Origin of the sequence: Loigolactobacillus backii (assembly GCF_003946275.1) — a bacterium.
In the GTDB taxonomy this organism is placed as follows: domain Bacteria; phylum Bacillota; class Bacilli; order Lactobacillales; family Lactobacillaceae; genus Loigolactobacillus; species Loigolactobacillus backii.
This window is the reverse complement of sequence record NZ_RHNQ01000013.1, coordinates 1-24,162: the sequence shown is the minus strand read 5'-3', so window position 1 is coordinate 24,162 and position 24,162 is coordinate 1. Positions and strand designations below refer to the sequence as shown.

21 protein-coding genes and 1 pseudogene are annotated in these 24,162 nt (G+C 40.5%); 13 read left to right on the top strand and 9 right to left on the bottom strand.

Annotation, left to right across the window (positions count from 1 at the left end; translation table 11 throughout):
• Positions 1 to 43 precede the first annotated feature (43 nt).
• The gene (locus tag EKM61_RS03845; RefSeq protein ID WP_068225515.1) at positions 44 to 1,027 is read right to left on the bottom strand and encodes a choloylglycine hydrolase family protein; all 984 of its coding nucleotides are present in this window, start codon (positions 1,025 to 1,027) and stop codon (positions 44 to 46) included.
• A 226-nt stretch (positions 1,028 to 1,253) separates the two neighbouring features.
• On the opposite strand from EKM61_RS03845, the gene EKM61_RS03840 reads away from it, so the two are divergent.
• The 9 genes from EKM61_RS03840 to EKM61_RS03800 all read left to right on the top strand — a co-directional run bounded on the left by EKM61_RS03840 (position 1,254) and on the right by EKM61_RS03800 (position 11,227).
• Complete coding sequence (locus EKM61_RS03840) at positions 1,254 to 1,706, top strand: MarR family winged helix-turn-helix transcriptional regulator (RefSeq protein WP_068478781.1); 453 nt, start codon at positions 1,254 to 1,256, stop codon at positions 1,704 to 1,706.
• Between the two features lie 46 nt (positions 1,707 to 1,752).
• A complete protein-coding gene (locus EKM61_RS03835) occupies positions 1,753 to 2,727 on the top strand; it encodes an amidohydrolase family protein (protein WP_068225513.1) in 975 nt (324 codons plus the stop codon).
• Between the two features lie 373 nt (positions 2,728 to 3,100).
• A complete protein-coding gene (locus tag EKM61_RS03830; protein ID WP_068226254.1) occupies positions 3,101 to 3,385 on the top strand; it encodes an ArsR/SmtB family transcription factor in 285 nt (94 codons plus the stop codon).
• Between the two features lie 91 nt (positions 3,386 to 3,476).
• Complete coding sequence (locus EKM61_RS03825; protein ID WP_068226253.1) at positions 3,477 to 4,919, top strand: MFS transporter; 1,443 nt, start codon at positions 3,477 to 3,479, stop codon at positions 4,917 to 4,919.
• Between the two features lie 125 nt (positions 4,920 to 5,044).
• A complete protein-coding gene (locus tag EKM61_RS03820; protein ID WP_068225512.1) occupies positions 5,045 to 6,085 on the top strand; it encodes a zinc-dependent alcohol dehydrogenase family protein in 1,041 nt (346 codons plus the stop codon).
• A gap of 612 nt (positions 6,086 to 6,697) precedes the next feature.
• Complete coding sequence (locus EKM61_RS03815; protein ID WP_068225511.1) at positions 6,698 to 7,036, top strand: ArsR/SmtB family transcription factor; 339 nt, start codon at positions 6,698 to 6,700, stop codon at positions 7,034 to 7,036.
• Between the two features lies 1 nt (position 7,037).
• Entirely contained in the window at positions 7,038 to 8,042 is a 1,005-nt protein-coding gene (locus tag EKM61_RS03810) for an NADP-dependent oxidoreductase (RefSeq protein ID WP_206602492.1), read from the top strand.
• Positions 8,043 to 8,151: 109 nt separating this feature from the next.
• The gene (locus EKM61_RS03805) at positions 8,152 to 10,686 is read left to right on the top strand and encodes a M1 family metallopeptidase (protein ID WP_068225510.1); all 2,535 of its coding nucleotides are present in this window, start codon (positions 8,152 to 8,154) and stop codon (positions 10,684 to 10,686) included.
• Positions 10,687 to 10,717: 31 nt separating this feature from the next.
• On the top strand, positions 10,718 to 11,227 hold the full coding sequence (locus EKM61_RS03800; protein WP_068225509.1) for an NUDIX domain-containing protein: 510 nt from the start codon (positions 10,718 to 10,720) through the stop codon (positions 11,225 to 11,227).
• Between the two features lie 171 nt (positions 11,228 to 11,398).
• Here EKM61_RS03800 and EKM61_RS03795 read toward each other — a convergent pair whose 3' ends face one another.
• Positions 11,399 to 12,418: an NAD-dependent epimerase/dehydratase family protein gene (locus EKM61_RS03795; protein ID WP_068225508.1), complete on the bottom strand. Its 1,020-nt coding sequence runs from the start codon at positions 12,416 to 12,418 to the stop codon at positions 11,399 to 11,401.
• Positions 12,419 to 12,534: 116 nt separating this feature from the next.
• Here EKM61_RS03795 and EKM61_RS03790 point away from each other — a divergent pair.
• Positions 12,535 to 12,947 (top strand): annotated as a pseudogene (locus tag EKM61_RS03790) (MerR family transcriptional regulator).
• A gap of 205 nt (positions 12,948 to 13,152) precedes the next feature.
• Here the strand turns inward: EKM61_RS03790 and EKM61_RS03785 are convergent.
• On the bottom strand, positions 13,153 to 14,391 hold the full coding sequence (locus EKM61_RS03785) for an MFS transporter (RefSeq protein WP_068225507.1): 1,239 nt from the start codon (positions 14,389 to 14,391) through the stop codon (positions 13,153 to 13,155).
• Between the two features lie 336 nt (positions 14,392 to 14,727).
• Between EKM61_RS03785 and EKM61_RS03780 the strand changes: the two genes are divergently transcribed.
• Positions 14,728 to 16,311: a cation:proton antiporter gene (locus EKM61_RS03780; RefSeq protein WP_068225506.1), complete on the top strand. Its 1,584-nt coding sequence runs from the start codon at positions 14,728 to 14,730 to the stop codon at positions 16,309 to 16,311.
• A 258-nt stretch (positions 16,312 to 16,569) separates the two neighbouring features.
• On the opposite strand, the gene EKM61_RS03775 is transcribed toward EKM61_RS03780, so the two are convergent.
• The 4 genes from EKM61_RS03775 to EKM61_RS03760 form a co-directional block, all read right to left on the bottom strand.
• Positions 16,570 to 17,325, bottom strand: a complete 756-nt coding sequence (locus tag EKM61_RS03775) for an ABC transporter permease (RefSeq protein ID WP_225359737.1) — start codon at positions 17,323 to 17,325, stop codon at positions 16,570 to 16,572.
• Positions 17,315 to 18,028 carry an ABC transporter ATP-binding protein gene (locus EKM61_RS03770; RefSeq protein WP_068225504.1) on the bottom strand — a complete coding sequence of 238 codons (714 nt, stop codon included), beginning with the start codon at positions 18,026 to 18,028 and terminating at the stop codon, positions 17,315 to 17,317. The genes EKM61_RS03775 and EKM61_RS03770 overlap by 11 nt, the downstream gene beginning before the upstream one ends.
• Complete coding sequence (locus tag EKM61_RS03765; RefSeq protein WP_068225503.1) at positions 18,021 to 18,398, bottom strand: GntR family transcriptional regulator; 378 nt, start codon at positions 18,396 to 18,398, stop codon at positions 18,021 to 18,023. The genes EKM61_RS03770 and EKM61_RS03765 overlap by 8 nt, the downstream gene beginning before the upstream one ends.
• A 144-nt stretch (positions 18,399 to 18,542) precedes the next feature.
• Positions 18,543 to 19,112 carry an LOG family protein gene (locus EKM61_RS03760; RefSeq protein ID WP_068225502.1) on the bottom strand — a complete coding sequence of 190 codons (570 nt, stop codon included), beginning with the start codon at positions 19,110 to 19,112 and terminating at the stop codon, positions 18,543 to 18,545.
• 971 nt (positions 19,113 to 20,083) lie between these two features.
• On the opposite strand from EKM61_RS03760, the gene EKM61_RS03755 reads away from it, so the two are divergent.
• Positions 20,084 to 20,404: a MazG nucleotide pyrophosphohydrolase domain-containing protein gene (locus tag EKM61_RS03755; RefSeq protein ID WP_068225501.1), complete on the top strand. Its 321-nt coding sequence runs from the start codon at positions 20,084 to 20,086 to the stop codon at positions 20,402 to 20,404.
• A gap of 236 nt (positions 20,405 to 20,640) precedes the next feature.
• On the top strand, positions 20,641 to 22,443 hold the full coding sequence (recQ, locus tag EKM61_RS03750) for a DNA helicase RecQ (RefSeq protein WP_068225500.1): 1,803 nt from the start codon (positions 20,641 to 20,643) through the stop codon (positions 22,441 to 22,443).
• 200 nt (positions 22,444 to 22,643) lie between these two features.
• On the opposite strand, the gene EKM61_RS03745 is transcribed toward recQ, so the two are convergent.
• Together EKM61_RS03745 and EKM61_RS03740 are read right to left on the bottom strand one after the other, a co-directional pair.
• On the bottom strand, positions 22,644 to 22,922 hold the full coding sequence (locus tag EKM61_RS03745; RefSeq protein ID WP_068225499.1) for a hypothetical protein: 279 nt from the start codon (positions 22,920 to 22,922) through the stop codon (positions 22,644 to 22,646).
• A gap of 260 nt (positions 22,923 to 23,182) precedes the next feature.
• Positions 23,183 to 24,016 (bottom strand): alpha/beta hydrolase, encoded by an 834-nt coding sequence (locus EKM61_RS03740; protein WP_068225498.1) that lies wholly within the window; start codon positions 24,014 to 24,016, stop codon positions 23,183 to 23,185.
• Positions 24,017 to 24,162: the final 146 nt, after the last annotated feature.

Sequence of the window (24,162 nt, the reverse complement as noted above, 5' to 3'; positions counted from 1 at the left end):
ATGATTTTCAATGGTGAAATAGACTCTAAAGTGTTTTTAAACACTAATTCACTTCATTGAATTGTTGGTGTGTTTGTAATTTAAATTCTACAGGCGCCTTACTGTTCAAAAGTTCTTCTGTCAGTTTAACCTTTGTAATTGTTTGGTCGGCGTAAGGTTGCATGTAAAATGTTGGTGTCGCCAAATTCATATAACCACGGTACTGTGTATAATCAAAGTCGCCATCTGCCTGAATCTTAAGTCCCTTTGGAATCTCAACGTTATTCAAAATGTGGGTCAAAGTATTGATAGCTGCGTCTGTATCCTTTGCAACCTCAGTATGTTGTCGGGTAAATGCAGTCCGAATAAAACGTGAAACGGACGTATAATCACCAGGTAGACCAAGTGCACCTGTTCCGGCGCCAAAGCCGTTGGCAACGAGCGTACCGTAGGATTTAGCACTGTGTAATGCAGGGTTTAATTGAACGTAGTTGTTTAAATTTTTTAAATGCCAATCGAATTCCGGCGAATTGGCCATTACACCGACTGGATTATCGATAATTTTTACCCCATCCGCTTGTTGCTCAATGACAACGCTAGCCCCAGTGTTATCGGCAACGATCCAGTGAAGGGGGACAACAATTTTTAAGAGACTATTGGGCACAGCCATAATGTTAACTTTTTCAAATTTCTTCTTTAAATCGGGAATGCTGGCTACATTACCCAAAATCCAGTTAAGGACTTCGTGAGAAGCAAGGTTAGTTGCACCATTTTGGGGCTGGTCAGCATAAACTGATTCGTTGAAGTATAAGGCCGCCGCACCAACTCCTTTTTCGTTGACGCCATCCACGAGGATATAACCGTTTAGATTTCGGCCTGCACCGACAAAACCGTAGTTAGTAGTAAAACCTTCTGCAGAAGCATCGCTTGTAAAATGATGCCGGCGGGGGATCGCCACCGGCCGGCCACCTAGTTCAAATCCGAAATCCATTGTTCGTGCTAAAAACCAATCATCATTGGCATTTTTGTAAGTTAGACTTGTACACACGCTGCATCACGCTCCCTAATAATTTGTTTAAGTTTAGCACGCAAAATCAATATAAAAAAGTCCTTACCTTATGCTGGCCCATGATGGTTGGACAATTAGATCGACTGAGCGTCGGTTTTTATGATCAAATTGAATGGTTGGGTTTGTTTATTTTTAAGCCAACTAATTAGTTGCGTACGCAAGTATTATGGTACATAATGTATTTTACCTGCAAGGAGGCGAAACTTTGTCAGAATCACGTGAAAATTCAATTCATAAATGGCTGCTAATTGCCGGCCGCCAAGTTAGTCGGCAGCTTGATCGGCAATTGGCCAGGATTGGACTTAGTACCAGCCAGTATTTTTATATTCTAAAGATCCATGATCATCCGGGACTAACGCAGAAGGCTCTGGGGGCAACAGAGTTTATTGATCCTAGCAATGTCACGCGGGCAGTTAAACAACTTATTGATCAAGGTTTGATTGAACGACGTCAGAATTCACAGGATAAGCGAGCCTATCAACTTGCTTTAACTGCTAAAGGAAAAGCAATCTATCCACAAATTCTTCAGATTCTTGATGCTGAGGAAGTTGCGTTAACTAAGATCGTTACAGCACAAAAAAATAGTTCTGATCGGCAAAATTTTGTTAATGCCTTGCGCAGTATGAGTCGGATACCAGATAAGCGGGACGATCGTTAAGCTATGCCTTTGTGTTTTTAGTAAATAAATTAGAGGAGCTAACATTTTGAAAATAATTACAGTCGAAGAGCATTTTGATACACCAGCCAATATTAAGCAGTTTAACGCCTATTCAAAAGTGAAAAATAATAATCCGCAGCAAGAGAAGTTAAGCGCAGTTTTAACTAATTTCGACAAACGGATTGAATATATGGATAAGTATGGTATCGATATGCAAGTGATTTCTGACGCCGGTAATTCACCACAAGTATTACCTGATGAACTTACAGTGGATGCCTGTCGCGCGCAAAATGATACGTTGGCGGAAGCGGTAGCAGCACATTCGGATCGTTTAGCCGGTTTAGCCGCCTTACCAGTTAACGTGCCTGATGCCGCGGCTAAAGAACTTGAAAGGGCCGTTAAAACACTTGGCCTGAAAGGCGCAATAATTAGTGGCACGGTGGACGGTCAGTTTTTGGACGATCCGAAATTTGAACCAATTTTTGCTATGGCTGCTAAATTAGATGTGCCATTGTATTTGCATCCCGGTGTCATTAAGGACGAACAAAAGGCAATTTTATACGACAGTAAAGCATACTCACCCGCACTTGCCACATTTATGGGCGGTGCTGCTTGGGGCTGGCACATGGAACAAGGTGTTCAAATGGTGCGTTTAATCATTTCCGGTTTACTGGAAAAATACCCCAATCTTAAATTAGCTTCTGGTCATTGGGGCGAGTTTGTGCCAATGTTCATGGAACGACTAAGTGAGTTTTTACCTTTCTCTGGTTTAGATCTACCACACTCATTTGAGTACTACTACAAGCGTAACGTCTACGTGACGCCATCGGGTATGTTTACTGATCCACAACTGAAATTAGTACTTACTGAGATGGGCGCCGATCATTTAATGTATTCGGAGGATTATCCGTACATTAATCGCAAAGACAAAGTTGGCCAATTCATCACTCAGGCCGACCTCAGTGACCAGGAACGTGAGCAATTTGCCCACGGAACGGCCGAAAAATTGTTTAAACTATAAAGTATTTCGAGAAAAATATTTTCGAAAATTAGGCGATGCTTACCACTAAAAATGGACATTGCGTGTTTACTTTCAGTTAAGGAGGTAAATAACGTAGTGTCCATTTTAGATTAATACGCTATCTGCAAATAATATGAATCAATAAAGCAGGTAAGAAACGCCAAATTTTATGTGTAATTATAAAAATCATTCTTTTTTTAAAGTAACTTAATTTTTTATGACTGCGTTGGTCAAATTTGTCATTGTAATTCAGAATGATGTTTATCAAACGCTCCCCCAACAATTTTTGGTTCTCTATAAATCACTAACCAATAATTATTTAAACACGTGAAATGTATTTGAATAAAACAAGAATAAGTAATATCATATGTTTATGACAATAGAACAAAGAGATTTAAAAATGGCTGAAATATTTAAAGTATTATCGGATGCAAATCGACTTCAAATGATTAGAATTTTGTATCAAAGTGGTAGCGAGATGACATGCGGGGAGGTTGGCAAAAAACTTGAAGTGAGTAAATCAACCGTTTCTTACCACTTCAAGGTTTTAAGATCAGTTGGTTTAACAAACACGAGACAAGAGGCACAAAGTAAATTTCTGTCACTTAATTTAAATACATTCAAGGAATACTTACCTGGCTTTTTAAGTTCGCTTTAAAAGCCAGTTTATTTTTAGCTATTAGTTCTATGACTATCGAACAAAAAAGAAGGAGAAAGATTTGAAAGTAAATCAGGATTCAAAACTATTAATGATCATGACTGCCATTTTTGTAGCAACATTTATGACATCGGTTGAAACAACTATTGTTACTACAGCATTACCCACAATTATTAGCAAATTGAATGGATTATCGCTACAAAGTTGGGTGTTTGCGATGTATCTTCTTACCACAGCCGTGAGGACACCAATTTATGGTAAATTAGCAGATCGTAGTGGTAGAAAACAAATTTTTATTAGCGGACTAATTGTTTTTTCCGTTGGCTCTTTTTTATGTGGGATTTCGACCAATATTTATGAATTGATTTTGTTTAGAGCAGTCCAAGGTATTGGTTCTGGCGCAATTATGCCAATCACATTTACGATAATTGCCGATTTGTTTACTTATGAAAAGCGGTCGACAATGTTAGCATTAAATAATACAGCATGGGGAATTTCTGCGTTGCTAGGCCCATTAATCGGTGGGTTTATTGTTGATCAGTTAAACTGGCACTGGATTTTCTTTATTAATGTACCATTAGGTGTAGTTGTCCTGATTTTAGTTATATTTGGGTTTAAAGAGCAACCGCGTAAAAGTGAAAAAAGGCCGATTGATTTTAAAGGGATTTTTAGTTTATCAGGATCATTAGTTTTTTTGCTATTATTATTTCAGATATTAGGGAATCAACGGGTGAAGTTATCAGTTATTGGCGCCATGGCGGCCTTCTTTTTGGCCTTTCTTTATTTGTTTTGCAGAGCAGAAAAAAATGCCCAAGATCCCATTATTCCGTTAACTTTATTTAAAAACCAATTATTTACAATTCAAATAGCAACTGCACTTTTACTAAGTGGCATTCAAATAGGTTTTCAAACCTATTTTCCGATATGGTTACAATCAATTTATAAAGTGTCTGCTTCGGTGGCTGGACTTGCGGTAACACCTAGTCCAGTTTTATGGTTAATTAGTTCATTTTTTGTCGGTGCATTGGTTAGGCGATTTGCGCCAAAACGAATTACAGGTCCCATTATTTTAATTCAGTTACTGTTTTATGTGCCTTTAGTAATTGCAGGTGTTAAATTCCCAATGCCGCTATTTTACATTGTTGCTGGCGTTACCGGAGCTGGCCTGGGAATTATAATTACTATGAATACCTTAATTTCGCAAAGAGTAGTACCTGATAATAACATTGGGACGGCCTCTTCAATGTTAACTTTGGGAAGAACTTTGGGTCAAACAATTATGACGGGCGTGTTTGGTCTAATTTTTAATTTGTCAATTAATCAATCATTAATGACACATCAAAATGTGAATCTTGTGCAGGTAAACAAGTTTATTAGTTCCACACAAAAGAATAACGTCAGTTCTAATTCGATTATAACGATGGAAAATATCATTGTGGGTGGCATGCATTATATATTTGCGGCCGTATTAATTTTATTTGTGCTGATTTTATTACTTAATATCTCAGATAAAAACAAATACGCCATTAATTAATGGGAGCCAGTAGCGCGTTATTCAAATATGTTATTTAATAAAACAAAAATAAAGCACTTGCTATGAAGTGTACTTCAAGGTTTAAAATAACCTTGGTAGATAAAATAAGTTTAGGAGATGTTTCTTTGAAAGCAGCAGTATTTATTGAACCTGGCAAAATGGCAGTTCAAGAAGTCGAAAAGCCCAAAATTGAAAAGGCAACTGACGCCGTTATTCGTATTGTTAGAGCGTGTGTCTGTGGCTCTGATTTATGGTGGTATCGTGGAATTGCAAAACGTGATCCGAATTCGTTAGTCGGTCATGAAGCAATTGGTGTTGTTGAAGAAGTTGGTGCCGAAGTGACTGACATTAAAGTTGGTGATTTTGTGATCGCACCATTTACGCATGGCTGTGGTCATTGTGCTGCGTGCTTGGCTGGTTTTGATGGCGACTGTATGAACCAAGAGGCAGGTGGAAATTCTGGCTATCAAGGGGAGTACCTACGTTTTGTTAACGCAAATTGGGCCTTAGTCAAAGTTCCTGGTGATCCTAAATCTTATTCCGATGCGATGTTAAACTCACTGTTAACCTTGGCCGATGTTATGGCAACTGGTTATCATGCAGCTGCAAGTGCCGAAGTTAAAAAAGGTGATACAGTCGTTGTTATGGGCGATGGCGCGGTTGGCCTATGTGGCGTGATTGCCGCCAAGTTACGTGGTGCTAAGCGTATTATTGCAATGAGTCGGCATGAAGATCGGCAAAAGCTTGCTCGTGAGTTTGGTGCAACCGATATTGTCCCGGAACGTGGCGCTGAAGCGGTTGAAAAGGTTATGAAATTGACGGATGGTGGTGCTGATGCCGTCCTTGAATGTGTCGGAACAGAACAATCAGTTGCGACAGCAGTTAAAGTTGGTCGCCCGGGAGCTATTGTTGGCCGGGTAGGAGTTCCACAAAAGGCTGAAATGAATACCAATGATCTTTTCTGGCGAAATATTGGATTACGCGGGGGTATTGCCTCGGTAACTACTTATGATAAGAACGTGTTACTGGATGCTGTGTTAAGTGGCAAAATTAATCCAGGCAAGGTGTTTACTAAACGGTTTGACCTCGATCATATTCAGGATGCCTATGAGGCAATGGATCAGCGAACGGCCATCAAGTCGTTGGTTACGGTTAGTGAAGTTTAAAATTAAAAACGAGACTGAGAAAGGGCAATCTTTTCGACTTAATTTTTTAGGCTTATGACTATTTTGAATATGTGATTCATAGAATGAATTATTTTCTGAATATGATTAAGACTTGAAAATCTGAAATGTTTGTTGGCTTAAATTTTCAGTGACTTTTACCACTTTGATTTATTTGTTAACCTGGCAAATAGATCTTCCTATATTTGGTGTAGGGGTTGAATAGATCAGTATTGTTAATGATTTGAGCCAATAATTTGCAGTGATAGAACCAACTCTAAGCTTTTTTAGACAAATGTAACGATAAATTTCAAATTAATGCTAAGGCCAAAAAATGATCTAGTGAAAATATTACTAGGTCATTTTTTTATTGATAGACGGAAACGACAATGGCCTAATCTAAGATTATTTGGGGCCGGATTAAATTTTGGCCTTTACTGCATGTTAGGTGGAGAAACAATGATTATCTGAAGAAGATGGATCCGAATAACGGATACTTCAGTTAATCCGTCTCGATTTACTTTCTGGATATGGTTTTATTGGTATTAACCAGTTAGACTAACAACATAACATTCAAACGATTAAACCAATAGATTTAGGGATGGCGAATTATTGATGAATAAAGAAATGGCGTTAGAAAGAATTAAACAGGGCTTTCTGCAATCACAGGCTATGTTGTTGGCTTTAGGGGATGAGAATCGCCAATTAATTATTGTGGCGTTGTTACAAGTGGGGTGTACAGGAACTCGAGTTGGCACTTTAACAGCAGAAACTCATTTATCACGGCCTGCAATTTCGCACCATTTAAAAATATTAAAAGTGGCTGGGTTAGTGACCTTACGTAAGGTGGGGACCAAACACTATTACGCAGTAAATCCCAGTGCTAATTTTGCTGTTTTGCAAAGTACCACTGCCGTGATTCAGCAATTAGCCCAGGAGGAAATAAATGAATAAAATGATGCAGGCCATGCAGATTAAAACATACGGCCAAGTACCAGTGCAGTTGGTATCAGTTCCGGTACCGGCAATTGAACCAACCGATGTTTTGGTGGCAGTTAAGGCCGCCGGGATAAATCCAATCGATTTTAAAACGCGAAACGGAGAAGTTAAGTTGCTGGCTAAACACCAAATGCCTTTGACGTTAGGCCATGAATTTGCTGGTGTAATTGTTAAAGTGGGTGGCCAGGTCAAACAGTTTAAAGTTGGGGATGAGGTTTATGGTCGGCCACGGGATTCGCGAATTGGAACATTTGCCGAATATTTAGCAGTGGATACTGGTGACATTGCGCTAAAACCACAGAATTTATCATTCATTGAGGCGGCAGGTTTACCGTTGGTTGGTTTGACCAGCTATCAGGCATTGGTAGATATTGCCCACATCCAGGCAGGCCAAAAGGTTCTGATTCAGGCCGGTGCTGGGGGTGTAGGCTCAATTGCCATCCAATTGGCCAAAAGTTTAGGCGCTTACGTTGCTACCACGGCCAGTCCCACCAGCACAGTGTTAGTGAAACGATTTGGCGCGGATAAGGTGATTAATTATCATCAGCAAGATTTCAGCCAAGTATTACATGGCTATGATCTGGTTTTCGATACTTTAGGTCACACCAATTTAAAGAAGGCCTTTCGTATTTTAAAATCAGGTGGTCGGATTGTTTCAGTTAGTGGATTACCCAATGCCCGCTTTGCCCGCCAAACACACCGCAGTTGGCGGAAAGCAGTACTTTTCGGCCTGGCGACGTTAAACTTAACTTGGTGGGAGCAAAAATATCACGTTCGCTATGATTTTTTGTTTATGAAAGCCAATGGGGCAGAGTTGGCCAAACTGACAAATTTAATTGAACAGGGTAAGATTAAACCGCTGGTCGACCAAGTATTTCCACTGGCGAAAACGCAGTCAGCACTAGATTATTCAGAAAAAGGTCGGGCCCACGGCAAAATTATTGTGAAAGTGGCTGATTAGGCGTTGAATTACTTCAATTTAAAATACGTCCAAAATTTCAGTAGAAAAACATTTTTATGCTTCAAAGTCGTATAATGACCATATTAATAAGATGATGAGAGGTAAATTTATGACAGAATTAACTCGTTTTTACAATACGTTTCAACCGAGCCACTATGATATTTTTTTGGATATTAACCGTGAAAGCAAACAATATACTGGTAAGACAACGATCACCGGTGACGCCAAAGCGCAAACAATTGCTGTACACCAAAAAAATTTAACGATCGAGTCCGTGCAAGTAGACGGGCAAAACAGACCTTTTACGATTGATGCCAAGGTTGATGCCGTTCGAATTGAGCTGGCAAATACAGGTGATGTGACGTTAACAATCACTTATAAGGCGGCGTTAACGGATTCTATGATGGGCATTTATCCGTCCTATTACGAATTAAACGGGGTAAAGAAACAAATTATCGGGACCCAGTTTGAAACTAATTTTGCCCGGCAAGCTTTTCCGTGTATTGATGAACCGGAAGCTAAGGCAACCTTTGCTTTAGCCATCAAATTCGATGAACACCCTGGTGAAACAATCATTAGCAATATGCCAGAAGTTCGGAATGAAAATGGGATTCACTATTTTGATACAACGGTGCGAATGTCAACGTACCTGATTGCTTTTGCCTTTGGTGAGTTGCAAAGTAAACAAACAACTACTAAAAGTGGTGTGCAAGTTGGTGTTTTTGCGACCAAGGCACATCAAGCCAATGAATTAGATTTTGCGTTGGATATTGCTAAACGTTCGATTGAATTTTATGAAGATTTCTATCAAACGCCATATCCGTTACCACACTCTTGGCAATTGGCTTTACCAGACTTTTCGGCCGGAGCGATGGAAAATTGGGGCTTAGTAACTTACCGCGAGGCGTATCTATTACTTGATCCTGAAAACACGGCACTAGATATGAAACAACTTATTGCAACGGTAATTGCCCACGAGTTGGCTCACCAATGGTTTGGTGATTTGGTCACGATGAAATGGTGGGATGATCTATGGTTAAACGAAAGTTTTGCTAATATGATGGAATACGTTGCCATTGATGCGCTTGAACCAGATTGGCATATTTGGGAGATGTTCCAGACATCAGAGGCCTCGGCCGCTTTGCAACGAGATGCTATTGATGGTGTGCAGTCAGTGCACGTTCAAGTTGAGAATCCAGCAGAAATTGATGCGTTATTTGATAGTGCAATTGTTTACGCAAAAGGAGCACGAATGTTGGTCATGGTACGGGCCTTAATTGGTGATGATGCGCTACGTGCCGGATTAAAAGATTACCTTGGAACTCATAAGTATAACAACGCAACTGGCGCCGATCTATGGTCTGCTTTAGGAGCAGCATCTAAGATGGATTTAGGCACTATTATGAAGTCATGGTTGGAACAACCAGGCTATCCCGTGGTGACCGCGGCGATTGTTGCTGATAAATTGACTTTAACTCAACAACAATTTTTCAGTGGCAAAGGTCAGGAAGTTGGTCGAAAGTGGCAAATCCCGTTGAACAGTAATTATGCTGCTGCACCGGCAATAATGGCTGAAAAGGCTTTAACGCTTGGGGACTACGCACAATTACGGGCGGCTAATGGCAAGCCGTTCCGCTTAAATTTGGGTAATAATTCACACTTCATCGTTAAATACGATCGTACATTATTGGCGGATATTTTGAACAACATTACGACGTTGGACGCTATTTCCCAGTTGCAAGTACTGCAGGACCTTCGTTTATTAGCGGAAGGGCGCCAAATAGCATACGCTGATATCGTGCCGCTGTTGGCCCGGTTTGCAGACAGTCATTCAAACGTCGTCAGTGCTGCCTTATACCAAGTTGCAAGTAATTTGAAGAAATTCGTAACGCCTAATTCTGCTGAAGAAAAGGATCTGCAAGCTTTCTTTAACCAATTAAGTAGTGCGCAAGTTACCCGTTTGGGGTGGACACCTAAGGCTAGTGAAGTAAATGATGATCAGCTAACGCGGCCAGTTGTTTTAAACGCGGCGTTATATGCACAAAATAAAAATGCAGTTAAAACGGCACATGATTTATTCACAGTTAATAAGGATCACCTTGCAACTTTACCGGCTGCGACGCGGGTTTTCATTTTGAAAAATGAAGTTAAGAATTTCGGTAGCGCCGAATTGTTTGATCAATTGTTGGCGGCGTACCGACAAACCGCCGATGGGAGCTATAAGTCTGATTTGTGTGCGGCCTTAACAAGTACACCAGATGCGACGTTAATTGGACGGTTAATTGAGAAGTTTGAAGATGCAGACACGATTAAGCCCCAGGATTTGCGCGCTTGGTTCCGTGGTGTTTTGGCTACTAATGAGGGTGAACAGGCCGCTTGGAATTGGATTCGCCGTGACTGGCAGTGGTTAGAAGAGACTGTCGGCGGTGATATGGAATTCACCACGTACATCACCGTTATTGCTAGTATCTTCCGGACACCAGAACGCTTGGCCGAATTCAAGGCCTTCTTTGAACCTAAGCTGAACACGCCTGGGTTGACCCGAGAAATCACGATGGATACCAAAATGATTGAAAGTCGCGTTGACTTAATTGAAGCAGAGAAAGATGCCGTCAATGCGGCCATTACTAAAATTATTCGGTAATTTACTCATTTAATAAGGAAGCCCATAGATTATGGTATATAAATATTGTCCCACTTGCGGTACAAAATTAACTAAGAAAACGGCCGGCGATGATGGGTTAACGCCATTTTGTCCAAACTGTGAGCGTTACTGGTTTCCGACCTTTTCGGATTGCGTGATTGTTCTAGTTGCAAATGAACTTAACGAGATTGTTTTGGCAAAGATGCCTTATTTATCACATCAATATGCTTCGTTGATTTCTGGCTACATGCAGCCAGGCGAGTCCGCCGAAACAAGTGCAAAACGGGAAGTTGATGAGGAACTGGGCATCACTTTGAGCAACATTGAATATGCGGGGACTTATTGGTTTGGAAAAAGTGAAGCCTTGATGCATGGTTTTATTAGTCGGACGACTAATCAGGATTTGAAGTTATCTAGGGAGTTAGCTTCTGCAAAATGGGTTTCAGCCCGAGAAGCACCTAAATATATGTTTCCCGATAGTCCCGGCAATGCAGCCGCGGCGGTTTACCGTAAATTTGTTCACGAAATTGCTGGTCAATAGACTAATCGTTAGGCTTATGGGGAATGGTTTAAAATTTTGTTGTAAAAGTATATCTAATTAAGCGTGAAAAAGGAGCCAAATGAGTTAGACAAAAACTAACTCATTTGGCTCCTTTTTGTGTAAATTTTATGTTTGATTATTTTTTTAGATCCAGAGTTGACGATCCTCAAATCAATGCAAAAGGTCGTATTTTAATAAGGTATCAACTGTGGCCAAAACAGCAGTTTTATTATTACTTAGTGGTTGCCAGCCCAATATTTGTTTAGCTTTTTGATTACTAACGTTGCGGTTGATATCCAGGAGCAACTTGCCTTCTTGTGCTTGCTTACTGACTAATGCACCAGTTCGAATTATCCAATTGGGCAGCACTTTTGTGGAAATTTGATTGGCAAGTTGCGGCCGTTTTTGTCTGATTAGGGCACCAATTTCGGGTAGTGAAATTTGACCATCTTCACTAGCAATGAATCGTTGTCCGTTAGCCTGAGGAGTGATCATTGCCCGAATGTGCAGATCAACAACATCCCGGACATCAACAACATCTAAGGGAATGTTAGGGATTCTTTTAAGCGAACCATCGATTAGGCCTTTGATCAAACCAAAGCTGTCAGAAACGTGCTCGTTGAGTGCTGAGCCTAAAATAGCCACGGGATTAACGGTTGTAAATTCAAGCTTACTGTTTGCAGCTTTGAGGTATTGCCAGGCCGCCTTTTCAGCAAGTAATTTTGATTTTTCGTAGGCGGACAGGCCTTTTTCATTTGGATTTGTCCAATCTTCCTCGGTGGTTAATGACTGTTTATTTTTATTGCTGAAACCAATAGCGCCAAAATTGGCAGTCATAACAACACGTTTGACGTGAGAAGTTTGGGCCTGTTTAAGAATTCGTAAAATACCTTCCGTCGCACCATTTTTATTCTTTGAACTAGCCGAAAACATGGGTGAAGCGACACTTAAAACGTAGGTCACGTTGTGCATTGCCTCTTCCCAACCAACATCATTTGTTAAGTCGGCCTTCACAAAACTTAACTTATCAAGATTAATACCGTTATTGGCTTTGAGTGTAGTGACAATCGTTGCCTTCTTTTCTAAAGTACGTAAAGTCGCCCGTACATTGTAGCCCTGTTTTAAAAGTTGCAGAATAAGTTGCATGCTTAAAAAACCATTACCACCAGTTACTAAGACGTTATTATTCATAATTGCCTCCACATGATTGCTTAATTGTTGTTATTTGTTCATAATGATCACAGTAAACTATCGACAATACTCTAGGGCAAGAATAAATCATTAAAAGTTTAGGAAAGAGTTGGCATATGACTTATACAATTAAAGAGGTCGCACAGAAGGTAGGTTTATCGATTTATACGTTGAGGTTTTATGATAAGCAAGGTTTGTTACCGTTTGTTATGCGAAATACGGCTGGTTACCGCACCTTTACGGACTCGGATCTTAGCATTATCCATACGATTTGCTGCCTAAAAAATACAGATATGAAGATTAGTGATATTCGGCAGTATTGATGGCGGGACCGGCCACAATTGATAAAAGGGCCAAGTTGCTTTCAGAACAACGCAATAAAGTTTTGGTCAAACAAAAGCAATTAACTGAAAGCCTGGGGGAAATTGACTATAAACTTAATATTTATAATTCTCCGGAGGCCGAACAAATCATTAAACAGGCAAGAGCATACGTCAAAAATGAAAAACAACTTAGTGATCATTTTTAGTTGTAGAGTAAAGGGCGCACGTTCTAGAGAGTGTTTAGAAAAGCGCCGAGGAGCACAGTTATGGACTTTATAACTGTGCTCCTTGGCGCTTCAATTCGTCTCAGTCACTGTAGAAAGCTGCCTTTCAAACACGTTTACACAAAAGTGGCCAGAGGAGAAACTAGTTAAGGTATTTTCCAAACATAGTCCCTTGGATTATTTCCCCTTAATTTTCAGTTTTAGGGTGCAACCACTTAGTCACAAGTGGTCTATTTTTGATTAGGACTGGTGCCAGTAGCAGCAACGCTAGAAAGCCACAGGCAGGAAAGCCCCAGAAACCTGAGCTAACATCCATAATGCCACCAACAAATAGACTGCCCACCGGGGTTGTCCCTTGATTAAGTAGAACGTAAACGCTCATAATCCGGCCGCGTAATTCATTTGGAATTGAGAATTGGAACGAAGCATTAGATTGATTTAAGAAAATCATATTACAAAAGCCGATTAATACCATCATCAGCATTGCCATCCAATACGTGTGTACGAAGATCATTGCGGCCTGCAAAGCGGCCGTACCAACGCCGACGTACAAGTAGATGTTACGTTGCAGGCCAAAGCGGGAAAGGTAACTCATTAAAAATGCGGCAATTAACGAACCAATTCCGGTTGCCGATAGTAGATTGGCGTAAGTTTGTGCACCGGAATGGAGTACCGTCTTCGCAAAAATGGGAATGATGACGTTATTATTATAGTTCAGTGTACAAACAACCAACATCAACTCCGCACTTAGTCGGACCGCACTATGACGCCAAACATAAGATAATCCGTCTTTGACATCACTCCAAATGCGTTCGTGGGAGTGTGAAGCAACGACATTCTTTTGTTGAATTAAAAATAAACCAAATAAAACGGCAACGTAACTGATCGTGTCAACTAAGAAGCAAAAACTAACACTGAATTGAACCATGAGCAGACCCGCCAACGATGGTCCGGCAATTTTTGCCAGGTTAAAGATGGTTGAGTTTAGCGAAATACCGTTCATTAGGTTTTTCTGGCCCACTAATTCAACCACAAATGACTGTCGGGTTGGGGTATCAAAACTTTGTAGAATTCCGTAGCCTAACGCGATCAATAAAATTTCCCAGTATTGAACAATTTTAAGGTAAACCAAGGTAGTCATGATGGCACCTAAAATTAGAAAACCAAATTGAGTGACGAGCAAAATTGTACGTTTGGGGAAACGGTCGATTAAAGTTCCCGCTACTAGCGTTAGCGCCAGAATGGGGATGAACTGAAAGGCTGATAGAAGACCAACCTTGAAGGCAGATTTGGTCATTTGGTAGACTAGCCAGGTCTGCGCGGTCCGTTGTACCCAAGTTCCCATAACGGAGATACACTGACCAATCCAGAAGTAACGAAAATTTTTCTCACTTAATGATGAAAAGGTACTGCGTAAAAAATTCATAGCCAGACGTCCTTCAAAAAATTTTTCGAAAAAATATAACTTTACCTACTTTAGACTTTATTTATCGGTTGTCAATTGAGGTAAACAGTGAAATTATTGCTACTATTTTAAACTGGAAATTTCAAAAAACAATTCTAAAATACTTCTAATTGGCGGCCCAGATGTCCATTGCGTCACATGCTAATAATAGTTAGTATAATAACTATGGAAGATTTATTAACAAATTCGTGTTTAAAAATCACTTTTAATAGTGTGTATCTGACTAATTCAGTGTGAACGTGGCAAGCACAGGAACCTGGGCGCTTTTCCAAACATTTTTTAAGGGAGGCTTGATCTATGGGGCTTTTAATCTCGTCGTTTGTCATTTTGGTGGCAGTAGCCGCCAGTAATATTATTGCTAAATATATTCCTGGTATTTCGCGAACCTACATTAACCTTGCTGTTGGCGTACTAGTGGGCTTAATGCCAATGACTAATCACTTGGTTTTAGGGTTTAATGATAATGTCTTCATGATTTTAATTTTAGCACCGCTATTATTTTTTGAAGGACAAACGACACCATTGTTAACAGTGCGTAAAAAAGTTAAAAGTATTGTGGGAACGGCGGTTATTTTGGCTGTCCTGTCGGCAGTTTTAGTGGCAATAGTCATTCATAAAACGTTTAATCTAATTATTCCGGTGGCGTTAATTATTGTGGCCATTAGTACACCAACTGATGCGACGGCCTTTGATTCGGTAGTTGAGGGTCGTAAAATATCGCAACCATTAAAGAATAATTTGAAAATGGAATCTTTATTTAATGACGCTACTGGTATTATTCTACTTCAAGCAGCAACTTTATGGTTAAGTACCGGTCATTTATCCTTGTGGGGTAACGTGACTGCCTTTTTGGTTTCGGCAATTGGGGGAATTGTTGTTGGTTCAATTTTGGCCTTTGCGTTTATGGCCTTTCGCCAATATTTTGTTCGTTCAACCAATAATGTTATTTCGTCACAAACCTTAATTTATATTTTAACGCCGTTTTGTATTTATTTTTTGGCCGAAAAATTAGGTGTTTCGGGCATCATTGCCGTTGTTTCGGCCGGATTGGTCCATAATAGCGAGGCCAATCGTAGTCGTTTTTCCTCGCCGCGGCAAATGCATTTAGGACTTCAAATGATTAATTTTGCGAATGAAGTACTAAATAGCTTTGTTTTTGTGGTCCTGGGAATCAGTTTGGAGCGAATCTTTTTCAGTCGCTATAATATAATGATCAGTTCGTTAAAGTGGCTTGCAGTAGGGATTGTCGTCTACGTTTTGTTACTGGGCTGTCGTTATGTTTACGCGCGTTTCTTTATTGGTGATAAACGGCGTCTAACTGCGAGTCTGTTTGCGCTTGGTGGTGTTCATGGGACCGTTATCTTGGCGATGACTTTTTCGATTGGTGGCGACATTGCACGTTCAACTTTTCATTTCATTATTATTGTGGAAACTGTTGTTATTATTTTAAGCATGTTAGTGCCAACAATTGTCTTTAAATTTATTTTACCAATTGATGCGGACGAGCAGAATCGTGCTGATCAATTGCAAAGGTTACGTCACGAAATGGTTATTGTTGGTATCAATCAAGTGAAATCAATGACGTTGACGGCAGAGGTCAGTGCCAGTGTCATTTACGATTTGCGTGATCAAACGCAGAAAAACACGCTTAAATCCTTTTATCGACAATGGCGTGCGGTAACCTCGAATAAGGCAATGTTAACTGGATTACAAAGCGTTGAGGAACGCCGTGCCTTGATGCATGCTTTTGATGCTGAACGGCAATATTTGTACACTTTGGCAAAAAGGCACATGGTTAGTTCAGATTACGTTTATGAAATTTACAGTGAAATATTGCTGTCTGAATCACTAGTACTTGATCCTAAAAATCAAATGATTTGATTCTTTTCAAGCATAGTTGAGTTTAAAAGGTAGCAAGCTGGGAGTGGGACAAAAGTCTATTTTGAATTGGCTGTAGTTAGGCACGGGAACCCAGGCTTTTGGCGCACGTTCTAGAGTAATAATCCCCAATTGCGGAGTAAAATCTGGACGCTTTTTCAAATATGCTAGATTTAAACGTAAGAAAGGTCCACTGCGTATCAGGCAATTAAGTCTGATATGCAGTGGACCTTTCAATTATAATCGTGACTATTTTTATAATTAGGCGTTTTGTTTGGTTTCTACCCAATTCTTTAACAGGTAGATGTTAAGGAGTGAGAAGACGATTGTTATTAAGAAAAGTATCCCACTAAAACTCAGTAGGCCAGGATTAATGGTTGCATTATATTGGCCCGTGAAGAGCGGGGTAACAAATTTCCCTAGCAAATTGCCCATCGTAGATAAAATCTTCAAAAGAAGAATCCCAACTACAACGTATAACACGAAATAAATAAATTTGGAGCGCATTTCTGGTAACCAAGTGCTAATGGTTACCCCCAACAAATGAACTAAACTAATGAACGCCCAACCGTATAAAGTCAGTGCCAGAATGGTCGTTAGACTAGTAGCGGTATAAGGCAAAATTTGCTGGAAAGAAGCGTGGATATCTGATAAAGCACCGATACTGCAGATCCCGCCGATTATCAGTTCCAGCACTAGAAAGTAAATGAAGCTGAGTAACGTTGAACCCAGATTAGCTAAGTATAATTTGGTGTCGGTGATGGGTAATAACCGCGCTGAACTGCTGGTCCAAACGTGTTCGGTTCGGCGTGCCAATAATATAAATAAAATTAGACCGGCAAGAAAACCATAAGAAAGCGTTAATCCAATTGGGTCTATCCGATCAAAAGTGTGCTTCCATAGCATGTTGATCAAGGTGATCACTAATGCCAGTAGCTGCAAGCCAACAATGGCGTGTACACTATTACTCTTTTTGCGAAATAAGTTTGTCGTTAATGCCAATATTTTAGTCATCATTCTCGCCTCCAGTATAAAGATTTTCGTAATAGTCCTCGATACTTTCGCCGTATTTTTCACGAATTGTGTCAGCCTGTTCTTGAGCAACGACGTGCTTATCCTTGACAATAACCACTGCGTCCAATAAATTAGCGATATCGTTAACGTGATGATCGCTGATGAGAATTGTGGCCGTTTCTGATTTCCATTTTAGAATACTGGCAATAATCTTTTTGCGGCTCATGACGTCAATCCCATCAAATGGTTCATCCAACAAATAAAGGGGGACTTGACGTGCCAAAGTTAATGCAACGATAAATTTGTTGCGGTTACCCTTAGATAATTTACTGAGGCGCTGGTGCAAATCAAGCTCAAGAAAATCTGCCAATTGTTGAAATTGCGTCGCCGAGAAATCAGGGTAAAGTAGCGTGTAATCATGAACAATTTGTGCCAAACGAGCTCGCCGATCGCTACCGTCTAATTGATGACTAAAGCTGATCTGTTGCTTCCGATTAACGACACTGGTTTGTTGATTAACGTTGATTTCGCCATGGAAACCTTTGGCAACACCACTAATCAAACGCATTAACGTTGTTTTGCCGGCACCATTTGCGCCCAATAAACCAACAATGCTGCCTGCCGGTATAGTACAGGTGAGATCGTCAAGAATGCTAACTAGATTTAATTTATAAGTTAGATTTTTAATTTGTAGAACTTCAGTCATGTTGTACTTCCTTTCGTTGGTCAATGTAGTTTTTTAAATATTGCACCATTTCTGCAGGAGTGATTTTGAGGGCAAGCATTTTATCATATAATTCACTAAATTGTTCCGTAACTATGCGTTTTTTTAGCGCTTGCAGTAGTTGGGTATCGCTAGTCACAAAATTACCCTTACCACGTTGGGTGATAATGATCCCTTCCGTCGTTAACTCACTCAGTGCTCGTTGGATTGTGTTGACGTTAACCGTTAACGTTACCGCCAATTGCCGAATTGCTGGCAGCTTCTGCCCGGCCTTGAGATGTCCTAGAATAATTTCTTGATAAACGTACTGTTTGATTTGGTAATAAATCGGTACCTTATCGTTGAATTTCATGTGGCCCTCCTTAATAGTGTATTAGCTTTCTATTACACTATAGGATACTTTAGAAAATTTGGCAAGAAATTTTTTGATAGCCATTGTACGAAGTAATAAGTACATGAATCCCAGGTTTACCGAGTTGGTAGTGGCACCGGAAAATCAATTTTGATAATGACGAACCTTAGGCGGAATATAAGCGGTCATGAAGGCCAAAATCTCTTTTAATGAATCAGAGAATAGCAGCTTTTCCCGGTCAATTTGGGTAAGAAAATCATCCTGCACCATTTCATCGAACATAGCCTTCAACGGATTATAGTAGCCATTAATATTGTAAAAAACGCAGGGATTATCGTTATTGCCAATTCTTGCCCACGAGAATGCTTCTACAATTTCTTCTAAAGTTCCAGGGCCACCTGGTAAAGCAATACAGCCATCCGCCATCGTTAACATTTCCTGTTTTCGAATGGACATATTGGCCACAACTTCTAGATCAGAGAGTTCACTGAAGGCGGCACCCCGATCGACTAATTCCTGAGGCATAACGCCGTGTACTTTACCACCATTATGTAGGACTTCGCTTGCCAGTGTACCCATTAAACCGACGCCGCCACCGCCATAAACTAATTCAAGGTTTTCACGTACTAGCCAGCGACCTAATTTGCGAGCGGCATCCTGATAAATTTTATTATTACCAGAGGAGGCGCCACAGTAAACGGCAATTTTTTTCATTTTAAAACCAACTTTCATTTCTAATTTGATTAAGGTGTGTTGAAAAAAAGAGGTTTAAGCTTGTGAATAAACATGGGAAGTTGAGTAATTTTTTAAACACTCTCCTAGTGGCGTGTAGCGACCATATTTAAAACTATTAGCTAGTTTTCAGAACGCCAAAACCTAACTTGAACAAGCCAGAACAGATTAGATTCCATTCCGGTGCGCGAGGACGGAACGCGTGCGACTTGGACTTGCCGGGCTTCGGCTTAATCCAATCGACAACGGGAAACAAGTTCTGTTTAGTGAATATGTTCTAGTAATTAATATTTGCTAAAATTAGTTGTTAAGAATGAGCGACAGTGGCGGGTTGGCGAGCTAACTTTTACTAGATAAAAGCAAAGCTGGAGTAAAAGTGGATCTCGCCAAGACCGCCATTAATAATCATCGACACAGCTGGCCCTTGCGCCCCTCCACTCCATCAGCAGCAATAGAACGTTCAAACGCTATTTGTGTCTAATGGCAACCACTGCCAAGGTGAAATGGAGGCGCTGGTGTATCAGCCGTGTCGAAGGTACTTGATGACTGAATTGTGGTCATTTAGTACCTTGCGTGATTGACAAGATCCATTTTCTTTTCCGAATGGGTTTAATCGGAAAGAAAATTAGCTTGTCAACGCGCCACGCGTTCCATACGCCAGCTCCGGAATGAAACCTAACTAAATCTGAGCAAGTGCAATTCAGTGGCCAAGCAGCATAAACATTATTTTTAATAGCTATGATGCACTAGGATTGTCTACCTATAGTGAAATAACAGGTTATATCTGGCTGATTTTTAGGTTATATCTAAACTAACGCTTTAATTTTACAGCAATAAATTTCAGAAAGAAGAATAGAATTTAAATTAAGAACTATTTTTTGAATATCGTCCGAATTATTTTAGCGATAGTTTATACTTGTCCTACAAAACTAATAGAAACTAAGGGGCTTAATATGACTTTACAAGAACATCAACAATGGTTGGTTACTTTTTATAAGCAGCGCAATTGGTACCAGTATTCACCGTTTATTCGGTTGAATTTTCTAACTGAAGAAGTGGGGGAACTTTCCCGGGCGATTCGGGCGTTAGAAATTGGTCGCGATCATCCTGGGGAAAAACCGGGATCGGATGCCCAAAAACGCGCAAATCTCCAAGAAGAATTAGCAGATATTTTAGATCAAGTGTTGATCATTAGTGCGAAATACGATATTGTTCCAGAAAATCTGTTAACTGCTAGTGAAACCAAATTAGGCCAACGATTCGAAAATAGTTAATGGTGGGGTATTTTTGGTGGGGTTATTTAAATTGGTGTTAAAGTTAGGAATGCATTAACTAGTAAAGGTATTTCCAAACACGACCTGGCTAATTAGTACAAGCTACCATTTATAACTAATTCGGCGGATGTTAAATGAAATTTGGCGGAGTTTCTAAGTAGTGGCATTGGTAGTTGAAACTTAAATGATTGCCGCTTAAAATAGAGGGATCAGTAAAAACGGAAAGTGAGCGAAATATGCAACTAACAGCAGCGACCCTTTTGAAAACAAAATTTGGTTATGATCATTTTCGCCGCGGGCAAAAGACAGCAATTGATAAGGTACTTGCTGGTGAAAATAGCTTAGCGTTAATGCCGACTGGTGGTGGTAAATCACTGTGCTACCAAATACCGGCCTTATTGCTGCCGGGTATCACTTTAGTAATCTCGCCACTGATTTCGCTAATGAAGGACCAAGTGGATGCCTTACACGAAAATGATATTCCAGCGACTTTTATTAATAGTACTTTGGATTATGCCGAAATTAATGAGCATTTGCGGTTGGCTGCTAGTGGTGAGGTCAAGCTGCTCTACTTAGCACCAGAACGGTTAGATTCAAGCTCTTTTTTGGCCGAACTTGGTCAACTTAATATTTCATTAATTGCAGTTGATGAGGCCCACTGTATTTCGCAGTGGGGCCACGATTTTCGCCCTAGTTACTTAAACTTAACGACTAGTTTGGCGCAACTACCAAGTCAGCCACCGATTATAGCCTTGACGGCCACCGCCACCATCCAAGTCGCAGACGATATTTGTCGGCGTTTAGAAATTCCGACCGAAAATGTTATTCGAACTGGTTTTGCTCGGGATAATCTGGCCTTCCAGGTGATTAAGAATCAAGACCGTGATCGTTTTTTGTTAGACTATTTGAAGTTGAATCATGATCAGTCCGGAATTATTTATGCGAGTACCCGTAAAGAGGTGCAACGCTTGGTCCACTTACTACAACAGCATAAAATTAAAGCAACGCAGTATCATGGAGGCTTATCAGAGCAAGAACGGCGCCAGAACCAAGAGGACTTTTTGTATGATCGCGTTCAGGTAATGGTGGCAACTAACGCTTTTGGCATGGGGATAGATAAAAGTAACGTCCGCTTTGTGATTCACGCCCAGGTACCAGGAAGTTTAGAGGCTTATTATCAAGAGGCTGGCCGGGCCGGGCGTGATGGCCTACCCAGTGAGGCAATTCTAATCTTTAGAGCGCAGGACACACAAATCCAGCATTTTTTCATTGATCAGTCAGAAATGGACGATGAACATAAACAAAAGGAGTACCGCAAGCTACAGGAAATGGCGCAGTACGCCAATACGCAGACCTGCTTACAACAGTTTATTTTACGTTATTTTGGGGATGAGCCTGGCGAGCCGTGCGGGCGTTGCAGCAATTGCCTGGATAAACGAGAAGAGCAAGATATCACTGTTGATACACAAAAGGTATTATCCTGTGTGATTCGAATGCACGAGCGTTTCGGTAAAGCAGTAATTGCGCAAGTTTTAACTGGTGCTAATACGTTGCGTGTTCGACAGCAGCATTTTCAAGAACTCTCTACTTATGGATTATTAAAACGGCAGTCACAGAAAAAAGTGATTGGGTTAATTGATTTTTTAACGGCGGCGGGTTTTCTGAGGGTTAGTGGTGGAAAATTTCCACTAGTTCAGGTGACAGCAGCGGGCGAGCAAGTGTTACGTGGAAAGCAGCAAGTGTTACGTAAGACAGCAGTAAAAGCACAGCAATCCTTACCCGAGGATGATGAGCTATTTCAGAAATTACGTCAGTTACGGCGCGAGTTAGCCGAAAAGCAACAAGTTCCCCCGTTCGTTATTTTTTCAGATAAGACACTTCATGCTCTAGCAGGTGAGCTACCAACTAATTTAACCGAAATGTTAGAAGTCAAGGGGATTGGTCAAAGCAAGCTAGACAAGTACGGGCAACAGTTTCTTGATGCGATTAATACTGCAACGACACAAAAAAAGATTAGGGGGCAATTTTTGCGACCGTAATCTTGGAAGTTACAAAAAGAGGTTGACGCTTTTGCGTCAACCTCCTGCTATTTCCGAGCATTACTCTAGAATTGTGTGCCAAAAAGTCTGGGTTTTCCTGCCTAGTCTAGTAACCGTACTATAGTTACTGGATTAGCTTACGTTATGTAGTAAACCCGAAACGGACTTTTGTCCCACTCCCAAGTAATTAATGATTTTAATTAAAAATAAGCGTAATCTTCGTAGTCTTGACCATCGACAACTTCGAAATGACTGGGATCAATTCCGGTCTCCTTAGCAATAACTGCTGTAAAATCAGCCTTACTAATGTGACTCCAGAAACGGTAATCAGTGTCACCGTAAGCCATCCAGTCACCTAATTTAGTGACACGTGGAAAGGCTTTAAGATCTGGTCGTGGGATATCAATAAAATGGAGAACAAAGTCAGAAGCATCATCATTGAATGCTGGCCTGAGTTGAAAATAGTTGCGTACTGCCATGGTCGTTTCCCTCTTTCTAATCGTGGCGGAAATACGAAAGTAACCTTAAACACTATATTAAGTATACCGTAAAATGAGAATTTAACAAGTAATTAGCATCCTAGATAACGTAATTAGGCTATACCACTTCACTTAAAGACGGCTTATACCGTAGTTAGTGGTATATTTTATAAAGAATTTATAATGATTGGTTGGTGATGATTAACTAGACCAGTTAGTGGCTAAAGTCAATGTAGCTTTAAGCAATTAAGTGGGCCTTTTTAGAAAAGATTTAAAGCTAAGGTTTCATTTAACCATTCAATCGCCAAATCAACCCAGTGTGCGACGTGTGGTTGATTAGCGTCGGCCTTCCAGGCTGTTTGTTGATTAGCAAGTGCTAGGCCGTGGGGACCGTGATGGAAAAAGTGGGCCTCTACAGGAATCTTTTGCTGATAAAGTGCAGTCAAATAACGCAGACTATTGCTAACGGGTACCATTGGGTCATCCATCGTATGCCAGATAAAGGTCGGTGGATTAGCGTTAGTGACTGCTTCATCTGCCGCAAACTTTGCCGGTTGATTGGTTATTTTGGTTAATTGTTCCTGACTGGCCGGGAAACCAGCATCTAAACGAATAACCGGATAACTAAGAATGGCCGCCGCTAATTTGAGTTGTTCTGGGTGGACATTGAGTGCGTGCGTTAACCACTTTGATTGCCAATAATCAGCGTAAAGGCTGACAATATGGCCACCTACTGAGAAACCAGCCGCAATAATCTGTGTAGGATTGATCCGAAACTCGCTAGCGTGCTGGCGTAAAGTCAAAACTGCAGCTCCTAAATCAATAATTGGTTGAGGTAATAGTGGTTTTGGTGCGGTATCTTTTATAAAGTGATATCGTAAATAAAAGACTTGTAGGCCATGGGCAGCAAATGCCAGCGCCATGGTTTCTGCTTGTGCCTCAGGAATATGAGTATATGAACCACCAGGAACGATTATCAAAGCTGGGTACGCCGTTTGGGTTATTTTTGGATCTAGCTCACGCACATACCCTTGTAAGTACGCGCTGGCCACTCGTTCACCTATCTGGGGTAAGGGTAAAGTTAGAGTTTTCATAAGATCATCTCCCACAAATAAGTTTATAATGATTAAATTGATTTTACAGCACAAAATAATGAATTTAAACTGAAACTTGAAAGTATGAAGACAGACTGATCCCTTGGTATCACAGGGCATATTTTAATTAATTTAACCATTTAGCT

Coding starts and splice junctions, on each gene's coding strand:
- EKM61_RS03830 (WP_068226254.1), top strand. CDS start 3,101: ATGACAATAGAACAAAGAGATTTAAAAATGGCTGAAATATTTAAAGTA.
- EKM61_RS03825 (WP_068226253.1), top strand. CDS start 3,477: ATGATCATGACTGCCATTTTTGTAGCAACATTTATGACATCGGTTGAA.
- EKM61_RS03815 (WP_068225511.1), top strand. CDS start 6,698: ATGAATAAAGAAATGGCGTTAGAAAGAATTAAACAGGGCTTTCTGCAA.
- EKM61_RS03810 (WP_206602492.1), top strand. CDS start 7,038: ATGATGCAGGCCATGCAGATTAAAACATACGGCCAAGTACCAGTGCAG.
- EKM61_RS03805 (WP_068225510.1), top strand. CDS start 8,152: ATGACAGAATTAACTCGTTTTTACAATACGTTTCAACCGAGCCACTAT.
- EKM61_RS03800 (WP_068225509.1), top strand. CDS start 10,718: ATGGTATATAAATATTGTCCCACTTGCGGTACAAAATTAACTAAGAAA.
- EKM61_RS03795 (WP_068225508.1), bottom strand. CDS start 12,418: ATGAATAATAACGTCTTAGTAACTGGTGGTAATGGTTTTTTAAGCATG.
- EKM61_RS03785 (WP_068225507.1), bottom strand. CDS start 14,391: ATGAATTTTTTACGCAGTACCTTTTCATCATTAAGTGAGAAAAATTTT.
- EKM61_RS03780 (WP_068225506.1), top strand. CDS start 14,728: ATGGGGCTTTTAATCTCGTCGTTTGTCATTTTGGTGGCAGTAGCCGCC.
- EKM61_RS03775 (WP_225359737.1), bottom strand. CDS start 17,325: ATGATGACTAAAATATTGGCATTAACGACAAACTTATTTCGCAAAAAG.
- EKM61_RS03770 (WP_068225504.1), bottom strand. CDS start 18,028: ATGACTGAAGTTCTACAAATTAAAAATCTAACTTATAAATTAAATCTA.
- EKM61_RS03765 (WP_068225503.1), bottom strand. CDS start 18,398: ATGAAATTCAACGATAAGGTACCGATTTATTACCAAATCAAACAGTAC.
- EKM61_RS03760 (WP_068225502.1), bottom strand. CDS start 19,112: ATGAAAAAAATTGCCGTTTACTGTGGCGCCTCCTCTGGTAATAATAAA.
- EKM61_RS03755 (WP_068225501.1), top strand. CDS start 20,084: ATGACTTTACAAGAACATCAACAATGGTTGGTTACTTTTTATAAGCAG.
- recQ (WP_068225500.1), top strand. CDS start 20,641: ATGCAACTAACAGCAGCGACCCTTTTGAAAACAAAATTTGGTTATGAT.
- EKM61_RS03745 (WP_068225499.1), bottom strand. CDS start 22,922: ATGGCAGTACGCAACTATTTTCAACTCAGGCCAGCATTCAATGATGAT.
- EKM61_RS03740 (WP_068225498.1), bottom strand. CDS start 24,016: ATGAAAACTCTAACTTTACCCTTACCCCAGATAGGTGAACGAGTGGCC.